This window comes from Rhodopseudomonas palustris BisB18 (genome assembly GCF_000013745.1).
GTDB lineage: Bacteria > Pseudomonadota > Alphaproteobacteria > Rhizobiales > Xanthobacteraceae > Rhodopseudomonas_A > Rhodopseudomonas_A palustris_F.
The window spans coordinates 2,272,983-2,297,254 of sequence record NC_007925.1 but is presented as its reverse complement, the minus strand read 5'-3'; the positions used below and the strand labels follow the sequence as shown (position 1 = coordinate 2,297,254).

Below are 24,272 nucleotides of genomic sequence, written 5' to 3'. Positions count from 1 at the left end.
GGCTCAGTTCAGCCGCGGCGGCCGCTCGTCATGGGCGGGATCTGCGGTCGGCGCCACCGTGGAGTTCGGATGCGCGCCGTGGTGGCCGGTCGCCGGGCCGTGCGCCGGTTGCGCGGCGGCGGCGCTGCGGGCGCGATACGACCGCACCCCGAGCGGCAGGCTGATCAGATACAGCAGCGTGCCGACCGACAGCATGTACCACGGATAGCCGATCAGCAGCGCGATGATGAACACCACCGAGACGAACACCGGCAGCACCATCTCCGGCGGCACCCGCATCCGCACCGTCTTGCCGGAGAATACCGGCAGTCGCGACACCATCAGCCCGGCGATCACCAGCGTGTACAGCGTCGTCACCACGGCCGGCAGCGACGGCGCGCCAAGAAACGACATATAGACCGGCAGCAGCACCGCGATGGCGCCGGCCGGGGCCGGCACGCCGGTGAAGAAATTCGCCGCGAACGCCGGTTTGTTGGGATCGTCCATCGTCGAGTTGAAGCGCGCCAGCCGCAGCCCGCCGCTGATCGCGAAGATCATCGAGGCGATCCAGCCGACATTGTGCAGCTCGTGCAGCTGCCAGAAATACAGGATCAGGCCGGGCGCCACGCCGAAATTGACGAAGTCGGCCAGGCTGTCGAGCTCGGCGCCGAATTTCGACTGGCCTTTGATCATCCGGGCGACCCGGCCGTCGAGGCCGTCGAGCACCGCGGCGAACACGATCGCCGCCACCGCCAGCTCCATCCGCCCCTCGGTGGAGAGCCGGATCGCGGTCAAGCCGGCGCAGATCGCCAGCAGCGTGATGAAGTTGGGGACCAACATCCGCACCGGGATCGGGCCGAACCGGCGCCGCGGCGGGTCGTTGAATTTCGGATCAAAGGGCATCGACATGGCCTTCAAGAGATCGACATGCCTTCAAGAGCACGTCTTCAGCGAGCCTGACACCGACCGCTGACAAGCCTGATATAGACCTCCCGAAGCGGCTTCGCCATCGCCGCGGCTGCGGCCGATGGCGTCACCCTTAACGATCCTCAGGCGGCGCGATAGCTTCGGCCGCCGTCGCCCTGGCGAAAATCCGCCAGCACGGTTTCGCCGGCGATCGAGGTCTGTCCCGGCGACACCAGCGCCTTGGCGCCGTCCGGCAGATAGACGTCGAGCCGCGAACCGAACCGGATCAAGCCGAAGCGTTCGCCGGCGCCGAGCACCTGCCCGACCCGCACGAACGATACGATCCGCCGCGCCACCAGGCCGGCGATCTGGATCACGCCGATCTGGCCGCCCGGGGTCGAGATCACCATCGAATTGCGCTCGTTGTCTTCGCTGGCCTTGTCGAGATCGGCGTTGATGAACTTGCCGGGGCTGTAGACGATGCGCTCGACCCGTCCGGCCACCGGGGCGCGGTTCACGTGGCAGTTGAACACGCTCATGAAGATCGAGATCCGCAACAGCGGCTTGTCGCCGAGGCCGAGCTCGGCCGGCGGCACCATCGACACCACCATCGACACCCGACCGTCGGCCGGTGCCACCACCAGGTCGTCGCGCACCGGCGTCACCCGCACCGGATCGCGGAAGAACAGCGCACACCAGATCGTCAGCACTACGCCGATCCAACCCAGCGGCGTCCACAGCCAGAACAACAACAGACTGATCAAAGCGAAGCCGCCGATGAACGGATAGCCTTCGCGATGGATCGGCGGAATTTGCGCACGAATGGAATTGACGATCGACATCAGCTCACTGCTTCTGTTGTCCCCTCTCCCCTTGTGGGCGAGGGTGGCGCGTCGCGCGGCGACGGGCCGGAAACCGCGTTATATGAAAAAACCTGCGTCGCCGCCATGATTCGCTGCGCCGACGGCGGCGGTATTGCGCGAGGCCTCACTCACTCCGCAGCGTCGGGCGTAGCCAGGGTGTCGTGCACCGGCTCCCGCGCCGGCACCACATCGTCGATCGCCGGCGCGCGGGCCGGGGACGGCGCTGCGTCATCGCCGATCAGCGCCAGCTTTTCACGGGCCTCCTGCGCCTCGCGCTGCCTGTTCCACATACTGGCGTAAAGCCCGTTTGCGGCGAGAAGCTGACCGTGCTTGCCGCGCTCCACAATGCGACCCTGGTCCAGCACGATGATCTCGTCGGCGCCGACGATGGTGGAAAGCCTGTGCGCGATCACCAGCGACGTACGGTTGCGGGATACCCGCTCCAGCGCATCCTGGATCTCCTGTTCGGTATGGCTGTCGAGCGCCGAGGTGGCCTCATCCAGCAACAGGATCGGCGGCGCCTTCAGCACGGTGCGGGCGATCGCCACGCGTTGCTTTTCGCCGCCGGACAATTTCAGGCCGCGCTCGCCGACCTCGGTCTCGTAGCCCTTCGGCGAGGCCTGGATGAAGGCGTCGATCTGCGCGGTCTTCGCCGCCTCCTCCACCTCGGCGTCGCTGGCGTCCCAGCGGCCGTAGCGGATGTTGTAGCGGATGGTGTCGTTGAACAGCACGGTGTCCTGCGGCACCATGCCGATCGAGGCCCGCAGCGAGCCTTGCGTCACTTTGCGGATGTCCTGGCCGTCGATCAGGATCTTGCCGCCGGAGACGTCGTACAGCCGGAACAACAGCCGCGAGATCGTCGACTTGCCGGCGCCGGAGGGCCCGACGATCGCCACGGTCTTGCCGGCCGGCACCTCGAAGCTGAGCCCTTTCAGAATCGGCCGCTCCGGATCGTAGGCAAACCGCACATCGTCGAAGCGGACGTTGCCGCTGGAAACGACCAGCGGCTTGGCGCCCGGCAGATCCTTGACCTCGGGGTTCTTGGTCAAAACGCCGAACATCTTCTCGATGTCGACGATCGCCTGCTTGATCTCGCGATACACCATGCCCATGAAATTCAGCGGCTGGTACAGCTGGATCATCATCGCGTTGACCATCACGAAATCGCCGACGGTATTGGTGCCGTTGCGCACGCCGATCGCGCACATCAGCATGGTGGCGGTCAGGCCGCAGGTGAAGATCACCGCTTGGCCGGCGTTGAGCACGGCGAGCGAGGTGTAGGTCTTGACGCTGGCGTGCTCGTAACGCGCCATCGAGCGGTCGTAGCGCTCGGCTTCGCGGGTCTCGGCGCTGAAATATTTCACGGTCTCGTAGTTCAACAGCGAATCGATCGCCTTGGTGTTGGCCTCGCTGTCGGACTCGTTCATGTTGCGGCGGATACCGATCCGCCATTCGGTGGCGAGATAGGTGTAGTACATGTAGATCACCACCGTGATCAGCGTCACCACCACGTAGCGCCAGTCGAACTGCCACAGCAGCACGCCCATCAGCAGCGTCACCTCGACGATGGTCGGCACTAGCTGCAGGATCACCATCCGCACGATGACTTCGATTCCGTTGCGGCCGCGCTCCAGCACGCGGGTCAGCCCGCCGGTCTTGCGCTCGAGGTGAAACCGCAGCGACAATTCGTGCATATGCACGAAGGTCATGTAGGCGAGCTTGCGCACCGCATGCATCGCCACCTGGGCGAACATGCCGTCGCGCCACTGCGTCAGCACCGCCATGATGATCCGCACCGCGCCGTAGCTCGCGGTCATGATCAGCGGCGAGGCGATCAGCCACAGCGTCCAGTTCGACGGCTCCACCGGCGCGGTGTCGGCTCCGGTCAAGGCGTCGATCGCCCATTTGAAGGTGAACGGCACCACCATGGTGGCGAGCTTGGCGATCAGCAGCAGCACCATCGCCCAGACCACCCGCATCTTCAGATCGAAGCGCTCGCCGGGCCAGATATACGGCCACAGGTGCACCAGCGTGCCCAGCATGGTCGCCTTTGGCGCCGAATCGTCGGGACTTTGCGTCGCCTGCTCAGCCGGCCGCGCGTGGTGAGGAGTCATCGAGAATGCCTGAGAAATGCCTGCAACGAGGCGCGACGGCAAAGCCGCCGCATCGCGCGGATCGGAGTTTTGGTCAGCCCGTCATATAGGAGCTTTGCGCCCGCCATGCACCCTTGAAGGCGATTCTTTTCGGCCTCGCAGAACCACCAGTTGCCGCTGCGCCGCGCTGCGATTCGCATTTCGCGGCGCGACACGGCCGGTCGATGTCTTGACGATGTGGTCTTGCGGTGCCACATCGCCCGCATGGGCGACATCAAAACGGTCTGTGTCTATTGCGGCTCCGGGGCCGGCAGCAATCCGCGGTTCATCGAGGCGGCCATCGCGTTCGGCCGACAGCTGGCGCTGAACAACGTCGGCCTGGTCTATGGCGGCGGCTCGATCGGCCTGATGGGCGCGGTGGCGAAGGCCGCGCTCGACCACGGCGGAACCGTCACCGGCATCATTCCAAGCTTCCTGACCAAGAAGGAGCACATGCTCGAGCGCGTGCAGGAACTGATCGTCACCGACGACATGCACGAGCGCAAGCGGCTGATGTTCGAACGCTCCGACGCCTTCGTGGCGCTGCCGGGCGGCATCGGCACGCTGGAGGAACTGGTCGAGCAATTGACCTGGCAGCAGCTCGGCCGCCACAAGAAACCGATCCTGATCGCCAATATCGACGGCTTCTGGGAGCCGCTGCTGGCGCTGCTCGACCATATGCGCGACACCGCCTTCATCCGGAAGAATCTCTCCGTCGAGCTGCTGCAGGCCGATGCCGTGGAGCGGATCCTGCCGATGCTGCACGCTGCCGCCGCCGCAACGCCGGCCGAGGCCGAAGCCGTGGTGCCGGAAATCGCCGAGCGGTTTTAGGACACTGTTCGCTGGTTGGAGGCGTCCGACCAAAACCAAGCCGTCATTCCGGATTGCGAGTTCGTAAGAACGAGCAAGTCCGGAATCCATATGTGGACGGCCCCCGAGCCACAAGAGTTTTTGATGTCGGATCGGATCGCTTGCATCCATATGTCCGGCCTGTTGATGCGGTCGCTTTGGACCGCTGGCCAAGATGGTTTCCGCGACGCGAGCTCCACACATAGTCACGACCTTTACGTGCCAATGGATTCCACGGACTGTCTCGCCTCTCGGATCGATCGATCGCGCCATCTGTCTCCTCTTGCAGCTCCGGCCCGGCCGGCGGGCGAATGCCTGCCGGCCGATCTCTCAGGCGGCGTGCGGCGATGCGTTCAGCATCCGCGCGCCGTCGTAATTTTCTCCGGTCAGCATCAGCTTCCAGGCGATCCGGGCGATCTTGTTGGCGAGCGCTACCGCCGCGAGCTTGGGCGGCTTGCGCGCCAGCAGCGCCAGCAACCACGGCGACGCCCGGCCGCGGCCACGGCGCACCTGCTGGATCACCGCGGTCGCTCCCGCCACCAACAGGCTGCGTAGCAGTTCATCGCCGGCGCGGGTGATGGTGCCGAGCCGAAGCTTGCCGGCGGTGGAATGATCCTTCGGCGTCAAGCCGAGCCAGGCCGCAAAGGCCCTGGCCGAGGCGAAGGTCTGCGGCACCGGCGTTTTCATCACCAGCGCACTGGCGCCGATCGGTCCTACTCCGGGAATCTGCGCCAGCCGCCGGCTGCAGGCGTCGGCGCGATGCCAGGCCAACAGCTTGGCGTCGATCACCTTCAGCTCATTCTGCAGTCGCGCGTAGTCCTGGCCCTGCAGCGCGAACAGCTCGCGCGCCAGCGTCGGCACGGTGTCGTCCTGCGCGATCCGCAACAGCAGCGGCTCGATTTTGTCGAGACCTCTCGGCGAGATCAGGCCGAATTCCGCGGCATAACCGCGAATCGCATTGCTCAGCTGGGTACGCCTTGCGATCAGCTGCTGCCGCAGTCCCATCAGCATCAGCGCCGCCTGCTGCTCCGCGGTCTTCACCGGCACGAACTCCATCGTCGGCCGGCTCATCGCCTCGCACAACGCCTCGGCGTCGCGCCCGTCGTTCTTGTTGCGCTTGACGTAAGGCTTGACGTGCTGCGGCGCCAACAGCTTCACCACGTGGCCGAGTTTGCCCAGCTCCCGCGCCAGGTAGTGCGCCGCACCGCAGGCCTCGATCCCGATCGGCGTCGGCGGCAGCTTGGCGAAGAACGCCAGCATCTCCTTGCGCCGCAGCTTCTTGCGCAGCACCGGCTTCTCGGCGGCATCGACCCCGTGCAGCTGGAAAAAATGCTTCGACGTATCCATCCCAATGCGGATAATCTGCTCCATGGACGGCTCCCATGTTTGAGTTTGCGACAACCTCATTCTGGCACAAAGCGATGCCGTAGGGGGCCGTCCACACCATCATATCCCCTGCAGGGGTTATGGATTCCGGGCTCGCTCGCAGCGAAGCTGCTCGCGCCCCGGAATGACGACGTGCATTTTATCAAGCGCACTAACTTGGCTGGAATTGTCTAAGCCGACGCGCGCTGCGCCGCCGGGGCGATCTCGAAAATCTTGCCGGGGTTGAGGATGCCCTTGGGATCGAGCGCCGACTTCAGCGTGCGCATCAGCGCGATCTCGGCGGCGTTGCGGCTGATATGCAGATACGGCTTCTTCTCCAGACCAATGCCGTGTTCGGCCGACACCGAGCCGCGGCAGGCGGCGAGCGGCCGATACACCAAAGCCTCGATCTTCGGCCGCAGCGCCAGGTAGTTCTGCGGCTTGACCTGCACCACGACGTGCAGATTGCCGTCGCCGAGATGGCCGAAGATCCACAGCCGGTGATCGCCGATCTCCGCCTCAAGCGTCGCGCGCAAGCCCTCCGCATAGGCTTCCATCGCGGCGATCGGCAGCGAGACGTCGAACACCACCGGCAAGCCGCCCTGCACCACCTGGCCGACGTCGTCGCGCAGCGCCCAGAACGCCTGGCAATCGGCCTCGGACTGCGCGATCGCCGCGTCGGCGATCAGCCCAGCCTCCAGCGCCTGCTCCATCGCCGCATGGAACCGCGGGGTGTCGAGTTCATGGTCGGCGCCCTGGCTCTCGATCAGCACATAATAGGGATAATTCTGCGCAATCGGCGGCTGGCCCTTGGCGGGCGCGGTGGTGACCAATTGATAGAACGACTGCCACATCACCTCGAACGCCGACAGCGTGCCGCCGAGCGCGCGGTCGCTATGCTTGAGGAATTTGGCGACCGCGTCGAAACTGTCCAGCCCGACGAACGCCATGTTGGTGGCGAGCGGCTTTTCCCGCAACCGCAGCACCAGCTTGGTGATGACGCCGAGCGTGCCTTCCGAGCCGATGAACAATTGCTTCAAATCGTAGCCGGCATTGTTCTTGATCAGCTGGTTCATCGAGGACACGACGCTGCCGTCGGCCAGCACCACTTCAAGCCCGAGCACCATGTCGCGGGTCATGCCGTAGCGGATCACCCGATTGCCGCCGGCATTGGTGGCGGCGTTGCCGCCGATCGTGGCGCTGCCGCGCGCGCCGAGATCGAGCGGAAATGCCAGATCGTACTGCTCGACCGCCTCCTGCAAAGTCTGCAGCACCACCCCGGCCTGCACCGTCGCGGTGCGCTGCACCGGATCGATCGCCTCGATGGCGCGCATCCGCTCCAGCGACAGGATGACGTCGTTGGGACCGGCGTCGGCGCCATGCACCAGCCCGGTGAGGCCTCCCTGGGTGATGACGGCGACGTTGTGGGCGTGGCACCAGCGCAGCACGTCGGAGACCTCCTTGGTGCTGGCCGGCCGCACCAGCGCGGCGGCGCGCAGATTGTCGAAGCGGTAGGCGCCGGCGGAGCGCTTGCCGAGTTCGGCGGGCTCCAGCACGCCGGTGTCGCCCACGATGTGGCGAAGCGCAGTGACGATGGCCGCGGTCATTGGATCCTCCCTAAATCATCGCTTCGATCAGGCGGGGTCCGCGCTGCGCCATCGCGTCGGCGTATTGCGCGGTGAATTCTTCTGCCGTGGTGGCGCGGCTGGCCGCGACCCCGAGGCCGGAGGCGATCTGCACCCAGTTGATTTCCGGATTGTGCAGATCGAGCATCGACAGCGCCTTGGCACCGGCGCTGCCGACGCCGACCCGCTGCAGCTCGATGTTCAAAATCGCGTAGGAATGGTTGGCGAAGATCACCACGGTGACGTCGAGATTTTCCCGCGCCATGGTCCACAGCGCCTGCAGCGTGTAGGCGGCGCCGCCGTCGCCGGAGGGGCACACCACCTTGCGGTCCGGGGCGGCGAGTGCCGCGCCGACCGCGAGCGGCAGTCCCTGCCCGATCGAACCGCCGGCCAGCGGCAGATGCGTATAGGGCCGCGCCCGCGCCAGATGGATCATCAGCGCCAGCCCGGAGGTGGCGGATTCGTCGGCGTAGATCGCGTTGTCGGGGGTGTAATGCGCGATCACTTGCGCCACGCCGAGCGAGTTCAGCTTGCCCTTCGGCAATTCCGGCAGCACCAGCGGGGTGCGCGTCGCGGGTTCGGCCGGCGCATCCAGCGCGTCGGCGAGATCTTGCAGCGCGCGGGCGCAGTCCTCGGTCGGCTGTGCCAAGTAACTGAAGACGCAGCCCTCCGCCGCGCCCCAGCTCGGCTTGCCGGGATAGGCGAAGAACGACACCGGCGGCTTAGCGCCGACCAGGATCAGTTGCTCGACATCCTTTAGGAACATCACGATCTGTTCGGCGAAATACGGAATGCGCTCGACCGGCACCCGGCCGGCGCCGAATTCGCCATGCGGCGCGAAGGTGTCGCACAACAGCCTCGCGCCGGTTTTGGCTTGAATGCGCCCGGCGGCCTCGAGGCCGGCGCCGCGCAAGCCATCGCCGCGGATCAGCAGCGCGGATTTCTTGCCGTTGCCGAGCAGCGCCGCGACGGCCTCGATGCTGTCAGCGGCAACCCGCGAGGGGCCAATATCGTCGAGCTTGTGCGCCGCGAGCGCGGCTTCGTTCCACGCCACGTCGGCCGGCATGATCAAAGTGGCGATGCCGCCCGGCGCTGAGCGCGCCGCCTGCACCGCGCGCGTGGCGTCTGCGCCGACACTGCCGGCGCTGGTCGATTGATGAATCCACGACGACACCGGCCGGGCGAAGCCGGCGATGTCCGAGGTCAGCAACGCATCGTATTGCAGGTGATAGGTGGCGTGATCGCCGACCACATTGACGATCGGGCTCGCCGCGCGCCGCGCGTTGTGCAGATTGGCGAGGCCGTTGGCGAGGCCGGGGCCGAGGTGCAGCAGCGTCGCCGCCGGCTTGCCGGCGATCCGGCCGTAGCCGTCGGCGGCGCCGGTCGCCACGCCTTCGAACAGGCACAGCACCGGCCGCATGCCGCCGACCGCATCGAGCGCTGCGACAAAATGCATTTCCGAGGTGCCGGGATTGGCGAAGCAGACTTCAACGCCGCAATTGACCAGGGTCTGCACAACCGAATGTGCGCCGTTCATGGCGTGGCCCAAACTGACGTCTCCTCATGGTATCGCCCCGGCTCTTTGTTGCGGACACTGTGTCCAGCAGTCGGCGGGGTCGTAGTCGGCAAGCGGCGCAGCGATCGAAAGCCGGGCGGCCGAGCAAAAGCCCAGCCGCGCCGCCACTTCGAGCCGCAGCGCCGTTATCGGGCAGTGTGAGAGTGTAGCCACGCGCACCGCATTGATTCAAGTCAACGCAGGCCGCGGCGTAAATTTCTCGCGACGAAATCGCTTATCGCACCTGCGAGAAGGCGCGGTCAGGGCAAGGTCGGCGAAGCATCACGCCTGGGCGTTGCACTTCACCAGCTTGTAGACCACCGAATCCATCAGCGCCTGGAACGAGGCGTCGATGATATTCGGCGACACCCCGATGGTGGTCCAGCGTTCGCCCTGCTCGTCCTCGCTCTCGATCAGCACCCGGGTCACCGCCTCGGTTCCGCCATTGAGGATACGGACGCGGTAATCGATCAGCTTGAGGTTCTCGATGTACTTCTGGAACTTGCCGAGGTCCTTGCGCAGCGCAACATCGAGCGCGTTGACCGGGCCGTTGCCGTCGGCGGCCGAGATCAGCACCTCGCCGTCGACATTCACCTTGACCACCGCCATCGCCATGGTGACGCGATTGCCGTGCGAATTGTAGCGCTGCTCGACATTGACGTCGAACTGCTCGACCCGGAAAAACTCCGGCACCTTGCCCAGCGTGCGCCGCGCCAACAGATCGAACGAGGCGTTGGCGGATTCATAGGCATAGCCGGCGGCCTCGCGCTCCTTCAATTCCTCGACCAAGCGGTTCAGCTTCGGATCGTCCTTGTCGAACGGAATGGTGGTGCGCGACAGCGCCGCCAGCACGTTGGAGCGGCCGGCCTGATCGGACACCAGCACCTTGCGGTGATTGCCGACGGTCTCGGGCGAAACGTGCTCATAAGTGTGCGGATCCTTCATCACCGCCGAGGCGTGGATCCCGGTCTTGGTGACGAAGGCGCTGCCGCCGACATAAGCCGCGTGCGGATTGCTCGGACGATTGAGGATATTGTCGAGCGCGCGCGACACCTGCACCAGCGTGGCGAGTTTGTCCTCCGACACCCCGATGTCGAAGGCCTCGGCGAATTCCGGCTTCAGCTTCAAGGTCGGGATCATCGAGCACAGATTGGCGTTGCCGCAGCGCTCGCCGAGCCCGTTCAAGGTGCCCTGGATCTGCCGCGCGCCGGCGCGCACCGCGGCCAGCGAACAGGCCACCGCCTGCTCGGTGTCGTTATGGGCGTGGATGCCGACATGGCTGCCGGGGATCTGTTTGACCACTTGGCCGACGATCGCCTCGATCTCGTGCGGCATGGTGCCGCCATTGGTGTCGCACAACACCACCCAGCGCGCGCCGGCGTCATAGGCGGCCTTGGCGCAGGACAGCGCGAATTGCGGATCCTCTTTGTAACCATCGAAGAAGTGTTCGCAATCGACCAGCACCTCGCGGCCACGGGCCTTGGCGGCGCCGACGCTGTCGCGGATCGAGGCGAGGTTTTCCTCGTTGGTGGTGCCGAGCGCGACGCGGACCTGATAGGCCGAGGACTTTGCCACGAAGCAGATCGCGTCGGCCTTGGCTTCGAGCAGCGCCGCGATGCCGGGATCGTTGGACGCCGAACGGCCGGGCCGCCGCGTCATGCCGAAGGCGGTGAAGGTCGCGGATTTCAGGGCCGGATCGGTCGCGAAAAACTCGGTGTCGCTCGGATTGGCGCCCGGATAGCCACCCTCGACGTAATCGATGCCGAGATCGTCGAGCATCGCGGCGATCAGCCGCTTGTCGTGCAGGGTGAAATCGACGCCGTTGGTCTGCGCGCCGTCGCGCAGCGTGGTATCGAACAGATAGAGGCGTTCGCGGCTCATGACTTGGCTCCTGCGGCCGCGGCGTCGGCCAGATTTTTCTGCATGGTGGTGTTGGCGAGCCATTCGCCGTTCAGCGTCACGGTGTTGCGTTGCGTCGCGACATAGCCGCGCTTGGCGAAGAACGGCTCGGCATTGTCGCTGGCCTCGACGGTGAGAAGCTTGGCGCCGCGGGCGGCGGCGAGCTTTTCCAGCGCCTCGCACAACAGCGACGCTACGCCCTGCAAGGCGGCGCTGGGATGCACGTACAACAGGTCGATCAGGTCGGCGCCCTTCAGCGAGGCGAAGCCGACCGGCGAACTCTGCAGCGTCGCGATCAGCGTCAGCTGCGAGCCCAAACGTTCGCCGAACGCCGCTTCGTCGTCGACGGCAGCGATCCAGGCCTGCTGCTGCGCCTCGTTGTAGTCCTCGGCGGTCAATTCCTCGACGCTGGCGGCGAAGATCGCGGAGAGCACGGCGGTGTCGGCCGGCAGGAACGGCCGTAGCGCCGGCCGTGGCATGGCTTGTCCCATCTCGCTCACCAGAATCCGTAGAGTTTCAGCACCAGCGCGATGGCGCCGGCGAGCAATCCGACCTTGATGGCGATGTAGTACAGCCAGTGCTTTGGAAACGGCGTGTCGGGCTTGCTCATCGCAGGGTCTCCCATGCTGATCTTGTCGGTGCGGAGAATCCACCCGGCGTCATTCCGGGATGCGCGGCCCCAGTCGGCGTCAGCCGACGCCGGGTTGCGCAGGCCCGGAATCCATACTCCCGGCGGGGGTTATGGATTCCGGGCTCGCTCGCGCGAGCGCGCTCGCGCCCCGGAATGACGATGTGCTCGGGGCGAGTCATCGCGCGATCTCCCAGGTGGTGGTGGGTTTGCCGTCGGCGTCCTTGCCGTCCTTCAGCACGACGCCCATCGCGGCGAGTTGGTCGCGGATGCGGTCGGATTCCTTGAAGTCTTTGCGCGCACGGGCGGCGGCGCGGGCGTCAATCAACTGCTGAATATCTGATCGCTCCACAGAACTGGAGGCGGTGCTAAACGTCGCTGTCCCGCCACCAGCCGCAACGAAGGCACCCTCAGCGTACAATCGAACGTGTTTACGCCCTTGAATAAACTCTCGACCGATGGGAATTCCTAGCAAATCAAGGCCGGACCGCAAAGCTGCGGAATTCTTGTTCTTGAATTGAACGCGCAGCGCGGTGATAGCAGCCGAAGTATTCAGGTCGTCGGCCAATGCAGACATAACGTCGTTCGCATCGTTCGGATCGCCGCCCGAAGCCGACTCCAGAAATTCGAACCAACGGTCAAGCTCGCGGCCAGTCTCACTCAGATTGTGCTGGGTCCAGTCTATCGGCTGCCGGTAATGGGTCTTCAGCATGTTGAGCCGAAGCACCGCCGGTCCCCACTGATCCCGCTGATCTGAGATAGTCAAAAAATTCCCGAGGCTCTTCGACATCTTCTCGCCTTCGACCTGCAGGAAGCCGTTGTGCATCCAGGTGGTCGCCATGCGGTCGGTGTGGAAGGCGCAGCAGCTTTGCGCGACCTCGTTCTCGTGATGCGGAAACACCAGATCGATGCCGCCGCCATGGATGTCGAATTTCTCGCCGAGGTGCTTCCAAGCCATCGCCGAGCATTCGATGTGCCAGCCGGGCCTTCCCTGCGTGGCGATGCCGGCCGGCGACGGCCAGGACGGCTCGCCCGGCTTCGACGGCTTCCACAGCACGAAATCGGTGACGTCGCGCTTATACGGCGCGACATCGACCCGGGCGCCGGCGATCATCTCGTCGAGCGAGCGATTGGCGAGCGACCCGTAGCGCGGCAGAATGCCGTCCGCGGCGTTCATCGCCTGCGGCGAGAACAGCACGTGGTCCTCGGCGACGTAGGCGAAGCCGCCCTCGACCAGCCGGTCGATGATGCTGCGCATCTCGCCGATATGCTCGGTCGCGCGGGGTTCGATCGTCGGCCGCAGGCAGCCCAGCGCGTCGACGTCGTCGTGGAATTGCTTTTCGGTCTGTTCGGTGACCTTGCGGATCGCCTCGTTCAGCGGCAGGCCGGGGAAGTCGCGCGTGGCGCGGTCGTTGATCTTGTCGTCGACGTCGGTGATGTTGCGGACGTATTTGACGTGATCCGGCCCGTAGAGATGCCGCAGCAGCCGGAACAGCACGTCGAACACGATCACCGGCCGGGCATTGCCGATATGGGCGAAGTCGTAGACCGTCGGGCCGCAGACATACATCCGCACGTTCGACGGATCGAGCGGCGCGAAGTCGCGCTTCTCCTTGGTCAGCGTATCGTAAAGGCGCAAAGCCATGGATATCCCGTCCCTTGCGGCCGGGCGTCCAGTGATCTCATGTGAGAAAAGACGGCCTCAGCCAGCGGTGAGCTAGCTAATAATCTCGCGGCAAAGGCCACAAATCGAGAAAAGACCGTTCATTTCGGCACCATGGAACAGCCGGCGAATCGCGTCAAGCCCGCCGAGCGTCGGAGGCGGCGCCAACTTCCCGGAACCGACCGATTTCGGCCATGATCGGGTCCTAACCCGCTGTCGCCTGACCGAACGGCCATGGTTAATGATTCTTAACCCTTCGGGTCTAACGAGAATGGGAGTTTTTCTCTCATTCATTGGTGCGTTATGAAATCGATTTCCGCATTGCTGGTGGCGGCCTCGCTGCTGTCGGCCTCCGCCGCTCTCGCCGACAGCCGCGTCTTCATCGTCCCCAACCATTCCGACGGCTACGGCATCGACCAATGCCTCGCCAAGGGCGAGAAATGCGGCGCTTCCGCCGCGCAGTCGTATTGCCAGTCGCGGGATTTCGCCGCCGCGACGTCGTATCGGCAGATCGAAGCCGACGAAATCACCGGCACCGTGCCCGCCTCGGTCGGCAACAGCTGCGCGCACGGCGCCTGCAACGAATTCCTCGCCATCACCTGCACCCGGTGACGCAGCGTCCGACCGAGATTTGCCGATGCTTCCACTTGCCACACCGGCGCCTCGGAAACGACGTGACGGTGCCGCCAGAAGCGGCTAGACGGGTCGCGCCTGCCGCTGAAAAATGGTTGAGACCTTGATGCGATCCCCGATCCGCCGGATTTTGGCCGGCGCCGCGTTGTTGGGCCTTGGTGCCCTCAGCTTCGAAGCCGCGGCGCAGGGCTATCCGCCTGCATCCGCGCCGCCTCCCCAACAGGGCTATCCGCAGAGCTATCCGCCCGGGCAAAACCCGCAGGGCGGCGCCGCGACCAATCCGATGTGCCAGCGGCTGGAAGCGCAATTGGCCAACGTCGACCGCGGCGGCAACGGCGATCAGGCCAAGGCCGAGCAGATTCGCCGCTTCGAGGATTCCGCCGCCAGGCAGCAAGGCGAACTCGACCGCGTCACCACCCAGGCCAAGCGGATGGGCTGCGACAGCTCGGGATTCTTCTCGCTGTTCAACAACCAATCCGCGCAATGCGGCCCGATCAACAACCAGATCCAGCAGATGCGCGGCAATCTGGACCAGATCACCATCAGCCTGGAGCGGCTGCGGATGGGCGGCGCCGGCACTTCGGAGCGCGACAATCAGCGCCGTTCGGTGCTGCTGGCGCTGGCGCAGAACAATTGCGGCCCGCAATACGCCGCCGCGGCGCGCAACGGCGGCAATTTCCTCGACAATCTGTTCGGCAACAACAACAACCCGGGCGGTAACGACAATCCCGGCGGCGTCCCCGTCCCGGCCGATCTCGGGCCGCAATCCGGCACCTATCGCACCGTCTGCGTGCGCAGCTGCGACGGCTTCTATTTTCCGATCTCGTTCGCCACCGTGCCGGGCCGGTTTCCCGACGACGAAAGGTCCTGCAAGAACCTCTGCCCGGCCGCGGAAGCCACGCTGTTCACCTATCGCAATCCCGGCGAGGACATGAACCAGGCGGTGTCGATCAACGGCCAGCCCTATGCCTCGTCGCCGAACGCGTTCCGCTATCGCCAGGAATTCAACCCGTCTTGCGCCTGCAAGGCCGCCGGCCAGACCTGGGCCGACGCCTTGAAGAGCATCGACGACAAGGGCTCGGTCGAACAAGGCGATATCTTCGTCACCGAGGAGCGCGCCAAGAAGATGTCGCAGCCGCTGGCGAAGCCGGCATCGGCCGCGCAGAAGAAAGGCGCCGCCACCCCCGCGGCTGCACCCAGCGCGGCCCCGGCGCCGGCGGCGGATGCAACCACCGATGCCAGCGGCAACAAGATCCGCTCGGTCGGCCCGACCTTCATCCCGGCGCGATAGAGAATTGACGGCAGCGTGCCCCGGACGCAGCGCAATGCGCCGCGCAAGCGGCGTTGTGCGCTGCAGAGCCGGGGCCGTTACGGAACGCAGCGCTTGGAACGGTCCCGGGTCTGCGAAGCAGCGCTTCGCGCTGCGCCGCGCCCGGGACACAAAGGTCTGATCAGCCCCCGGGGCAGTCTCGGGGCTCAGATCCTCGCCATAGCTATCAAGCGATGCCCTGCGTCGTGATCACGGCTCCAGCGCCGGCTGCGCATCCTGTTGCCGTGACGCCGAAAAAATGTCCCACACCGCGATGAACAAGGCCGCGATCACCGGCCCGATGACGAAGCCGTTGATGCCGAACACCTCGATGCCGCCCAGGGTCGAGATCAGCACGATGTAATCCGGCATCTTGGTGTCCTTGCCGACCAGGATCGGCCGCAAGATGTTATCGACCAGGCCGATCACCAACGCGCCGTAAGCGATCAGCAGCACGCCCTTCCAGATCGAGCCGATCGCCAAGAGATAGATCGCCACCGGCCCCCAGATCAGCCCGGCGCCGACCGCCGGCAGCAGCGACAGGAACGCCATCAGCACCGCCCACAGCAGCGAGGCGCTGATGCCGAGAAACCAGAACATCAGCCCGCCGAGCGCGCCCTGCAGCAGCGCCACCAGCATGTTGCCCTTGATCATGGCGCGGACCACGACGGTGAATTTGTTCAGCAGCGCCTTCTGTTGCTCGGGTCGCAGCGGAATCGCGGTCCGGATCCGCCGCGACAGCGCGGCCTCGTCGCGCAGCAGGAAGAACAGCAGATAGATCATGATGAAGAGTTCGAGCACGAAGTCGAAAGTGCTCTGACCGACGTTGAGCGCCTGGGTGGCAATGAACTGGCTGCCCTTCAACAGCCCCGCAGACAACTTGTCCTGCACCGCGCCGAGGCTGGCGAGGCCATAGCGCTCGAGCAGCGAGGTCGCCCAGCTCGGCAGCACGTTCAGCACTTCCTGAAACGACCGCACCAAGTCGAGATCCTTCGACTGGATCTTCTCGTAGACGCTGGCGGCCTCCTGCGCCAAGGACGCCACCACCAGCGTCAACGGCAGGATGACGATGAAGACGATGATCAACAGCGTGATCAGCGCCGCAAGGGTCGGCCGCTGCGGCATCAGCGCGGCGAGCCGACGCGACAGCGGCGCGAACACCACCGCGATGACGACGCCCCACAGGATGGCGCCGTAGAACGGCCACAGGATCCAGCCGAACGCCAGCGAGATCACCACCACCAACAGCAGGAAGGACTTGTCCTCAATGGAACGTCGCATACGGGATCCTGTCAGGTCATCGATCGACGATGGCTTGTCTTGCCGCGACGCCGCGCGCCATCACCCCTCGAACGCATCGCTGGTGGCGCGGCTGGCGCGAGCGACCAACGCCTCGTCAGGTTGACGCAGCGGCGCGCCGGAATCGCGAAACCGGTTGGTGATCGGGTAGCGGCGATCGCGACCGAAGTTCTTTCGCGTGACTTTCACGCCCGGCGCGGCCTGCCGGCGTTTGTATTCGGCGATGTTGAGCAATCGGTCGATCCGCACCACGGTGTCGCGATCGAAGCCGGCGGCGACGATCTCCGCCAGCGGCTGTTCGCGCTCCACCAGCCGCTCCAGAATGCCGTCGAGGATGTCATAAGGCGGCAGCGAATCCTGGTCGGTCTGGTTTTCGCGCAATTCGGCGGTCGGCGGGCGGGTGATGATGTTGACCGGGATCACTTCGCCGGACGGGCCCAACGCGCCGTCGGGCTTCCAGGCGTTGCGCAAGGTGCAGAGCCGGAACACTTCGGTCTTGTAGATGTCCTTGATCGGGTTGAAGCCGCCATTCATGTCGCCGTACAGCGTGGCGTAGCCGACCGACATTTCCGACTTGTTGCCGGTGGTCACCACCATGGCGCCGGTCTTGTTGGAGATCGCCATCAGCAGCGTGCCACGGGTGCGCGCCTGCAAATTCTCTTCGGTGATGTCGCGCGGCAGGCCCCTGAAGGTGCCGGCGAGAATCTCCTCGAAGCCGTTGACCGCTTGGGCGATCGGCAGCACTTCGTACTTAAATCCGAGCGCGCCCGCGAGTTTCGCCGCGTCGTCGAGCGAGACCTGCGCGGTGAAGCGGAACGGCAGCATCACGCCGCGCACCCGCTCCACCCCCAGCGCGTCGACCGCGATCGCCGCGCACAGCGCGGAATCGATGCCGCCGGAAATGCCGAGCAGCACGCCGGGAAAGCCGTTCTTGTTGACGTAGTCGCGCAGGCCCAGCACGCAGGCGGCGTAATCGGCCTCGTCGTCCTCGATCACCGGCGCGATCGCGCCGTCGCAGCGCCAGCCGGAATCGCCGTTGACCCAGCGCAGCGTGGTGAGGCTTTGTTCGAACGCCGGCAATTGCGCCGCCAGCGTGCGATCGGCGTTCAGCGCGAACGAGGCGCCGTCGAACACCAATTCGTCCTGGCCGCCGACCTGATTGACATAGATCAGCGGCAGATCGCTCTCGGTGACCCGCGCCACCTGCACCGACAGCCGCAGATCGGCCTTGCCGCGGGCGTAAGGCGAGCCGTTCGGCACGATCAGGATTTCGGCGCCGGTCTCGGCCAGGCACTCGACCACGTTCTCGTAGTCGGCGGATTCCTCCATCCAGGTGTCTTCGCAGATCGGCACGCCGACGCGGACGCCGCGGATCGTCACCGGCCCGGACACCGGGCCGCGGCAAAACACCCGCTTTTCATCGAACACGCCGTAATTCGGCAGATTGACCTTGAAGCGGATCGCGGCGATCGCGCCTGCGTCGAGCAGCGCGCAGGCGTTGTACAGCTTGCCGCCGTCGACCCAAGGCGAGCCGACCAGCATCGCGGGGCCGCCATCGGCGGTGTCGCGCGCCAGGTCCTCGACCGCGGCGCGGCAGGCCGCCTGGAATGCCGGCTTCAACACCAAATCCTCCGGCGGATAGCCGGAGATGAACAGCTCGGGAAATACGATCAACTGGGCGCCGTCTGCGGCCGCCCTCGCCCGCGCCGCGCGGGCCAGGCCGGCGTTGCCGGCGATATCGCCGACCGTCGGGTTCAATTGCGCCAGCGTGATCTTGAAGTCAGCTTGTTCGGTCATGAAAAACATCTAGCCGCGACCGCGCGGCGGCGCAATGTCGGGCTAGACCATGCCGATCCGTTCGGCCAAAGCGAACAGCCAGAACAGCCCGGCCATCACCAAAGCGACGCCGACCGCGGCGGAGCCCATATCCTTGACCCGGCCGATCTGCGGATCGTGCTCGGTGGTGAGCCGGTCGGCCAGCTTCTCGATCGCGGTGTTGAGCAGTTCCACCACCAGCACCAGCACCACCACCGCAATCAGCTCGACCCGGCGCATCGCGGTCGATCCGACCAGAAACGCCAGCGGCAACGCCAGCGCCAGCGCGATCAGCTCCTCGCGGATCGCGGCTTCGGAACGGATCGCGAAGGCGAGCCCGTTCCGGGTATTGATGGTCGCCCGCCAGAACCGCAGCACATCACAGTCCAGCGGCGACCGGCAACGGGCTGGCCTTGCCGACCCGATCCTGCTTCAACAGTTCCGCGATCAGGAACGCCATGTCGATCGACTGCTCGGCATTGAGCCGCGGATCGCAGGCGGTGTGATAGCGGTTGTTGAGGTCCTCGTCGGTGATCGCCCGCGCCCCGCCGATGCATTCGGTGACGTCCTGGCCGGTCATCTCGAGGTGCACGCCGCCGGCGTGGGTGCCTTCCGCGGCGTGGATGGTGAAGAACGATTTCACCTCCGACAGGATGCGGTCGAACGGCCGGGTCTTGTAGCCCGAGGTCGAGGTGATGGTGTTGCCGTGCATCGGATCGCACGACCACACCACGGCGCGGCCCTCGCGCTGCACGGCGCGGATCATCCCCGGCAGGCTGTCGCCGATCTTGTCGGCGCCGAACCGGCCGATCAGCGTGAGGCGACCCGGCTCGTTGTCCGGATTGAGCACGTCGATCAGCTTCAGCAATTCATCGGTCTTGAGCGACGGGCCGCACTTCAACCCGATCGGATTCTTGATGCCGCGGAAATATTCGATATGGGCGTGATCGAGCTGGCGGGTGCGGTCGCCGATCCACAACATGTGGCCGGAGGTGGCGTACCAATCGCCGGTGGTGGAATCCACCCGGGTGAAGGCCTGCTCGTAGCCGAGCAGCAGCGCCTCATGGCTGGTGTAGATCTCGGTGGCGCGCAACTCCGGATGGCTTTCCAGGTTGAGGCCGCAGGCGCGCATGAAGTTCAGCGCGTCGGAGATCCGGTCGGCCAACTCTTTGTAACGCCGCGACTGGTGGGAGTCCTTCAGGAAACCAAGCATCCACTGGTGCACGCTGCCGAGATTGGCGAAGCCGCCAGTGGCAAACGCCCGCAGCAGGTTCAGCGTCGCCGCCGACTGCCGATAGGCCATCAGCTGGCGCTGCGGATCGGGCACCCGCGACGCCGCAGTGAAGCCGATGTCGTTGACGATGTCGCCGCGATAGCTCGGCAATTCGACGTCGCCGCGCTTTTCCATCGGCGAGGACCGCGGCTTGGCGAATTGCCCGGCGATGCGGCCGACCTTCACCACCGGCAGCGCGCCGGCATAGGTCAAGACCACCGACATCTGCAGCAGCACGCGGAAGAAATCCCGGATATTGTTGGCGCCGTGCTCGGCGAAGCTCTCGGCGCAGTCGCCGCCCTGCAACAGGAAGGCTTCGCCGGCGCAAACCCGCGCCAGTGCCCGCTTCAGATTGCGCGCCTCACCTGCAAAAACCAGCGGCGGAAACGTGGCCAGCTGCGCCTCGACCTCGCCAAGCGCCTTGGCATCCGGATAATCCGGCATTTGCTGCACCGGCTTGCTGCGCCAACTGTCGAGTGTCCACCGCTCGGACATGAGATCAACTCCTGAGGAAAAACCGCGAGTTAGGGTACCCGGCGGCGGGCGGGTTATACACAGGCTTGTGCCGCACCGCCAGTTGGAATTCATGCGCAGAACACAACCCCTTGCAGTCAAAGCCGAATTCGCCTCTGTTGGGGGCTTTCCAACAGGCTTTCCGGAATTCGCCTTGGTTATGGCCGCGCCCGACGATGTGTTCTCCGACGACATCACCTTTCCTGCAACCGATGGATTTGTGCTGGCGGCGACACTGTATTTGCCACGCGGCGCCAAAAAGCATGCGGTGCTGATCAATTCCGCCACCGCGGTGCCGCGCAAGATCTACCGGGGCTTTGCCAGCTATCTGGCGCGGCGCGGCAGCGCAGTCTTGACCTACGATTATCGCGGCACCGGCGGCTCCCGGCAACCGTCGTTGCGCAGCGGCGGCCAGCCCTGCTCGCTGGTCGGCTTTCAGGCCACCATGGCGGACTGGGCCGAGCGCGACGTCAGCGCCGCGGTGGCCTGGATGCGGCAGCGCTACGACGCGATGCCGCTGCGTTATGTCGGCCATTCGTTCGGCGGCCAGGCGCTGGGATTGTTGCCGAACAACCACGAGGTGTCGCGCGCGCTGTTGATCGCCGCACAAGCCGGATCCTGGAAACTGATGACGGCGCCGGAGCGCTATCGCGTGCTGCTGCTGCTCAATCTGGTCGGCGTGCCGCTGACTTATCTAATGGGCTATGCGCCGGGCCGCCTCGGGCTGGGCGAAGATCTGCCGAAGGGCGTATTCCTGCAGTGGGTCGATTGGGTGATGCGGGAGCGTTACATGTTCGACGACGCAGGGCTGATCGCGCTGGCGAATTTCCCGTTCTACCGCGGCGCGTTGCGGGCGCTGTGCATCACCGACGATCCGTGGGCGACGCGCGAGGCGGTTGAACTGTTGTGCGAAGGCTTTAGTTCGATCGTCCCGGAGATCGTCGACGTCAGTCCCGCCGATTCGGGCGTCGCCAAGATCGGCCATTTCGGATTCTTCCGGCCGGAGCATCGCGACACGCTGTGGCGCGACGCGGCGGAGTGGCTATTGGAGGAAGAAAGCGAATAACGAGCCCCTCGGCGTGACGCCTTCAACTGAAAGCAAAGCCGTCATTCCGGATTGCGAGTTCGCAAGAACGAGCAAGTCCGGAATCCATACGCCGCAGCCACCGAAGGGGTGCGACGCGCTTAATCATTGCTGCCAGGGATTATGGATCCCGGGCTCACTCGCAGCTGACGCTGCTCGTGCCCCGGGATGACAAACTGCTGTTATTCCGCCGCTTCGCGCACGTAGCGCGCGAAGGGCGTGCGCATGGTGACGAGTTCTTCGGCGGCGGTCGGATGCAGCGCCATGGTGGCGTCGAAATCCGCCTTGGTGGCTTTCATCTTCACCGCGATCGCGATCACCTGCACCAGTTCGGCGGCCTCGTCGCCGACGATGTGACAGCCCAGCACGCGATTGCTGTTGCCGTCCACCACCAGCTTCATCAGCACCCGGGTGTCGCGGCCGGACAACGTCGCTTTCATCGGCCGAAAGCTCGCCTTGTAGATGTCGACATGGGTGAAGGCCGCCCGCGCCTGCGCCTCGGTCAGCCCCACGGTGCCGACTTCGGGCTGCGAGAACACCGCGGTCGGGATCTCGTTGTAATCGACCTGCACCGGCCGATTGCCGAACACCGTGTCGGCGAAGGCGTGGCCCTCGCGGATCGCCACCGGGGTCAGATTGATGCGGTGGGTGACGTCGCCGATGGCGTAAATATGCGGCACCGAGGTCTGCGAGAAGCCGTCGACGGCGATTCCGCCGATCACCGGGTCGATGGCGACGCCGGCCTTTTCCAACCCGAGATTGGCGACGTTGGGGTGGCGTCCGATCGCGAACATCACCTGGTCCGATCCGACGCTGGAGCCGTTCGACAGATGCGAGGTGTATTCGGTGCCGTGCTTGTCGACCGCGGTCACCGTGCAGCCGGTCAGGATGGTGATGCCCTGCTTCTCCATCTCGGCACGAACATGGGCGCGCACATCCTCGTCGAAACCGCGCAAAATGTTGTCGCCGCGATAGACCACGGTGACGTCGCAGCCGAGCCCGGCAAAGATGCAGGCGAATTCAAGCGCGATGTAGCCGCCGCCCTGGATCAGGATGCGCTTCGGCAATTCCGGCAGATGAAACACTTCATTGGATGAAATGACGTGCTCGATGCCCGGAATGATGGTGCCGTGGTTGGGGGCGCCGCCGGTGGCGATCAAGACGTAGCGGGCGCGAACCGTCTCGCCGGTGGCGAGCCGCAGCGTGTGCGGATCCTCGAACACCGCCCGCGACTTCACGGTTTGGGCGCCGGATTTTTCCACGTTCGCGGCGTAGATCGATTCCAGCCGGTCGATCTCGCGGTCCTTGTTGGCGATCAGCGTCGGCCAATCGAAGCTGGCCTGTGGGATGGTCCAGCCGAAGCCGGCGGCATCGGCGAGCTCATGCTGAACATGAGAGGCGTAGACCAAGAGCTTCTTCGGCACGCAGCCGCGAATCACACAGGTGCCGCCGAATCGATATTCTTCGGCGATCATCACCCGGGCGCCGTGGCCGGCGGCTATCCGCGCGGCGCGTACGCCGCCCGAGCCACCGCCCACCACAAATAGATCGACGTCGAAATCGCTCATGTCGCCTCGCGCCTGATCGAGTGTTCGAGTCGGATGTCGCGACTCAGATTTCCTTGCCGCGCTTGCGCATCTCGGCGCGGAATTGGCCGTTGACCTCTTCGGCAAAGCTCTGCGCCCACTGATTCATGTACTGCATGCTGGCCGAAATGGTCTTCGGCTCCTGCGCCAACAGCTTCTGGCCGAGCGGGGACTTGTAGAAGGTGACGAGATCCTTCAGCTCCTGCTCGGTGAAATCGCTGGCGTAGATCTTGGCCATCTGCTCGCCGATGTCCTTCTCGCGACCCGCCATCGCCTTCGCCACCACCAGCGCAACCTCGTTCAGGTCTTTCTGATAGTTGAGGTTGTTCTGCAGCAGGGTTTCCTTGGTGCGCTGAACGATGTTCGGCACCGCGGCGGCGTACATCGCGCTGACGTTCTTCATCGTCAGAATTTCCTTGGCCGCGGCGACCGCCGCCGGCGAGGCCGGCTTCAGCGGTGCCGGCGCCGGCGCCTGAGCGGAAGCGCCCGACAGCGACAACCCGAACGCAAGGCCGGCCGCAAGCAGCGCGTTGACAAAATATCTCATGACGATTTCTCCAGAATTGCGGCGCTCACGGCCGTTCAATGATGCGGATTCCGTTGGGGCCCGCCAGCACCGCCATGCTTGCCAGACCAATAAACAACCCGTTCTCGACAACGCCCGGGATCGCGTTGAGCTGGTCCGCCAGGCTGGGAGCATCGGGGATCCGCCCCAATTGGGCGTCCACGATCCAGTGGCCCCCATCGGTGACGAAAGCATGGCCGTCGCTGCCTTTTCGCAACGAAAGCGGTCCGAAAACGCCACATTCGGCGCAGGCCTCTTCGATCGCGCGCAGCGTCGCGGCCAGACCGAAGGAATTGACTTCAATGGGCAGCGGAAAGCGGCCGAGATTGGCGACCAGTTTGCTTTCGTCGGCGATCACGATCATGCGGTCGGAGGCCGCAGCGACGATCTTCTCGCGTAGCAAGGCGCCGCCGCCGCCCTTGATCAGGTTGAGCGCGGCATTGATTTCGTCGGCGCCGTCCACCGTGAGGTCGAGCCGGTCGACCTCGTCCAGCGTGGTCAGGGCGATGCCGCAACGCAGCGCGTCGGCGCGCGTGACCTCGGAGGTCGGCACGCCCACCACGTTCAGACCGCCGCGCACCCGTTCGCCGAGCAGCTCGACGAAGTGTTTGGCGGTCGAACCGGTGCCGAGGCCGAGCTTCATGCCGTCGCGAACGTGCTCGAGCGCAGCCGCGGCCGCCTGCCTCTTCAATTCATCCGAGCTCATGAACGATTGTCCCTTTTGACCGCGC

The 24,272-nt window shown here is 65.2% G+C and carries 19 protein-coding genes and 1 pseudogene; 4 read left to right on the top strand and 16 right to left on the bottom strand.

What is annotated here, in order from left to right; all coding sequences use genetic code 11:
* Window positions 1-3: 3 nt before the first annotated feature.
* From pssA to RPC_RS10470, 3 genes and pseudogenes are all read right to left on the bottom strand, one after another.
* Complete coding sequence (gene pssA / locus RPC_RS10480) at window positions 4-888, bottom strand: CDP-diacylglycerol--serine O-phosphatidyltransferase (protein ID WP_011472549.1); 885 nt, start codon at window positions 886-888, stop codon at window positions 4-6.
* Window positions 889-1,028: 140 nt separating this feature from the next.
* Window positions 1,029-1,742, bottom strand: a pseudogene (locus RPC_RS10475) (phosphatidylserine decarboxylase); the annotation flags it as partial.
* A 134-nt stretch (window positions 1,743-1,876) separates the two neighbouring features.
* Window positions 1,877-3,862, bottom strand: coding sequence for an ABCB family ABC transporter ATP-binding protein/permease (locus RPC_RS10470; RefSeq protein WP_011472547.1), 1,986 nt, complete (start codon window positions 3,860-3,862; stop codon window positions 1,877-1,879).
* Between the two features lie 243 nt (window positions 3,863-4,105).
* Between RPC_RS10470 and RPC_RS10465 the strand changes: the two genes are divergently transcribed.
* Entirely contained in the window at window positions 4,106-4,711 is a 606-nt protein-coding gene (locus tag RPC_RS10465) for a TIGR00730 family Rossman fold protein (protein WP_041801641.1), read from the top strand.
* Between the two features lie 348 nt (window positions 4,712-5,059).
* Here the strand turns inward: RPC_RS10465 and RPC_RS10460 are convergent, their stop codons facing one another.
* The 6 genes from RPC_RS10460 to cysS form a co-directional block, all read right to left on the bottom strand.
* On the bottom strand, window positions 5,060-6,100 hold the full coding sequence (locus tag RPC_RS10460) for an IS110 family transposase (RefSeq protein WP_011471442.1): 1,041 nt from the start codon (window positions 6,098-6,100) through the stop codon (window positions 5,060-5,062).
* 185 nt (window positions 6,101-6,285) lie between these two features.
* Window positions 6,286-7,701 (bottom strand): FAD-binding oxidoreductase, encoded by a 1,416-nt coding sequence (locus RPC_RS10455; protein WP_011472545.1) that lies wholly within the window; start codon window positions 7,699-7,701, stop codon window positions 6,286-6,288.
* A 10-nt stretch (window positions 7,702-7,711) separates the two neighbouring features.
* Window positions 7,712-9,256, bottom strand: coding sequence for an acetolactate synthase large subunit (locus tag RPC_RS10450; protein WP_041801640.1), 1,545 nt, complete (start codon window positions 9,254-9,256; stop codon window positions 7,712-7,714).
* A 300-nt stretch (window positions 9,257-9,556) separates the two neighbouring features.
* Complete coding sequence (gene cimA / locus RPC_RS10445) at window positions 9,557-11,155, bottom strand: citramalate synthase (protein WP_011472543.1); 1,599 nt, start codon at window positions 11,153-11,155, stop codon at window positions 9,557-9,559.
* Window positions 11,152-11,664: a GNAT family N-acetyltransferase gene (locus RPC_RS10440; RefSeq protein ID WP_041802699.1), complete on the bottom strand. Its 513-nt coding sequence runs from the start codon at window positions 11,662-11,664 to the stop codon at window positions 11,152-11,154. Before RPC_RS10440 ends, cimA begins: the two co-directional genes overlap by 4 nt.
* A gap of 315 nt (window positions 11,665-11,979) precedes the next feature.
* A complete protein-coding gene (gene cysS, locus RPC_RS10435; RefSeq protein WP_011472540.1) occupies window positions 11,980-13,446 on the bottom strand; it encodes a cysteine--tRNA ligase in 1,467 nt (488 codons plus the stop codon).
* A 321-nt stretch (window positions 13,447-13,767) separates the two neighbouring features.
* On the opposite strand from cysS, the gene RPC_RS10430 reads away from it, so the two are divergent.
* Window positions 13,768-14,076 (top strand): hypothetical protein, encoded by a 309-nt coding sequence (locus tag RPC_RS10430; RefSeq protein ID WP_011472539.1) that lies wholly within the window; start codon window positions 13,768-13,770, stop codon window positions 14,074-14,076.
* Window positions 14,077-14,188: 112 nt separating this feature from the next.
* Complete coding sequence (locus RPC_RS10425) at window positions 14,189-15,388, top strand: DUF2865 domain-containing protein (RefSeq protein ID WP_011472538.1); 1,200 nt, start codon at window positions 14,189-14,191, stop codon at window positions 15,386-15,388.
* 228 nt (window positions 15,389-15,616) lie between these two features.
* Here RPC_RS10425 and RPC_RS10420 read toward each other — a convergent pair whose 3' ends face one another.
* Genes RPC_RS10420 through RPC_RS10405 form a run of 4 tightly spaced genes read right to left on the bottom strand, consistent with a single transcriptional unit; the run spans window position 15,617 to window position 20,288 of the window.
* Window positions 15,617-16,687, bottom strand: coding sequence for an AI-2E family transporter (locus RPC_RS10420; RefSeq protein WP_011472537.1), 1,071 nt, complete (start codon window positions 16,685-16,687; stop codon window positions 15,617-15,619).
* A gap of 60 nt (window positions 16,688-16,747) precedes the next feature.
* Window positions 16,748-18,502: an NAD+ synthase gene (locus tag RPC_RS10415; protein ID WP_208855644.1), complete on the bottom strand. Its 1,755-nt coding sequence runs from the start codon at window positions 18,500-18,502 to the stop codon at window positions 16,748-16,750.
* A 42-nt stretch (window positions 18,503-18,544) separates the two neighbouring features.
* Entirely contained in the window at window positions 18,545-18,898 is a 354-nt protein-coding gene (locus tag RPC_RS10410) for a diacylglycerol kinase (protein ID WP_011472535.1), read from the bottom strand.
* 1 nt (window position 18,899) lies between these two features.
* Window positions 18,900-20,288 (bottom strand): class II 3-deoxy-7-phosphoheptulonate synthase, encoded by a 1,389-nt coding sequence (locus tag RPC_RS10405; protein WP_011472534.1) that lies wholly within the window; start codon window positions 20,286-20,288, stop codon window positions 18,900-18,902.
* A gap of 178 nt (window positions 20,289-20,466) precedes the next feature.
* Here RPC_RS10405 and RPC_RS10400 point away from each other — a divergent pair, with 178 nt between their 5' ends.
* Window positions 20,467-21,372: an alpha/beta hydrolase family protein gene (locus RPC_RS10400; RefSeq protein WP_011472533.1), complete on the top strand. Its 906-nt coding sequence runs from the start codon at window positions 20,467-20,469 to the stop codon at window positions 21,370-21,372.
* A 200-nt stretch (window positions 21,373-21,572) separates the two neighbouring features.
* Here the strand turns inward: RPC_RS10400 and gor are convergent, their stop codons facing one another.
* Genes gor through rpiA form a run of 3 tightly spaced genes read right to left on the bottom strand, consistent with a single transcriptional unit; the run spans window position 21,573 to window position 24,247 of the window.
* On the bottom strand, window positions 21,573-22,958 hold the full coding sequence (gor, locus tag RPC_RS10395; RefSeq protein ID WP_011472532.1) for a glutathione-disulfide reductase: 1,386 nt from the start codon (window positions 22,956-22,958) through the stop codon (window positions 21,573-21,575).
* A 43-nt stretch (window positions 22,959-23,001) separates the two neighbouring features.
* The gene (locus tag RPC_RS10390) at window positions 23,002-23,523 is read right to left on the bottom strand and encodes a DUF2059 domain-containing protein (RefSeq protein WP_011472531.1); all 522 of its coding nucleotides are present in this window, start codon (window positions 23,521-23,523) and stop codon (window positions 23,002-23,004) included.
* A gap of 25 nt (window positions 23,524-23,548) precedes the next feature.
* Window positions 23,549-24,247, bottom strand: a complete 699-nt coding sequence (gene rpiA, locus RPC_RS10385; RefSeq protein WP_011472530.1) for a ribose-5-phosphate isomerase RpiA — start codon at window positions 24,245-24,247, stop codon at window positions 23,549-23,551.
* Window positions 24,248-24,272: the final 25 nt, after the last annotated feature.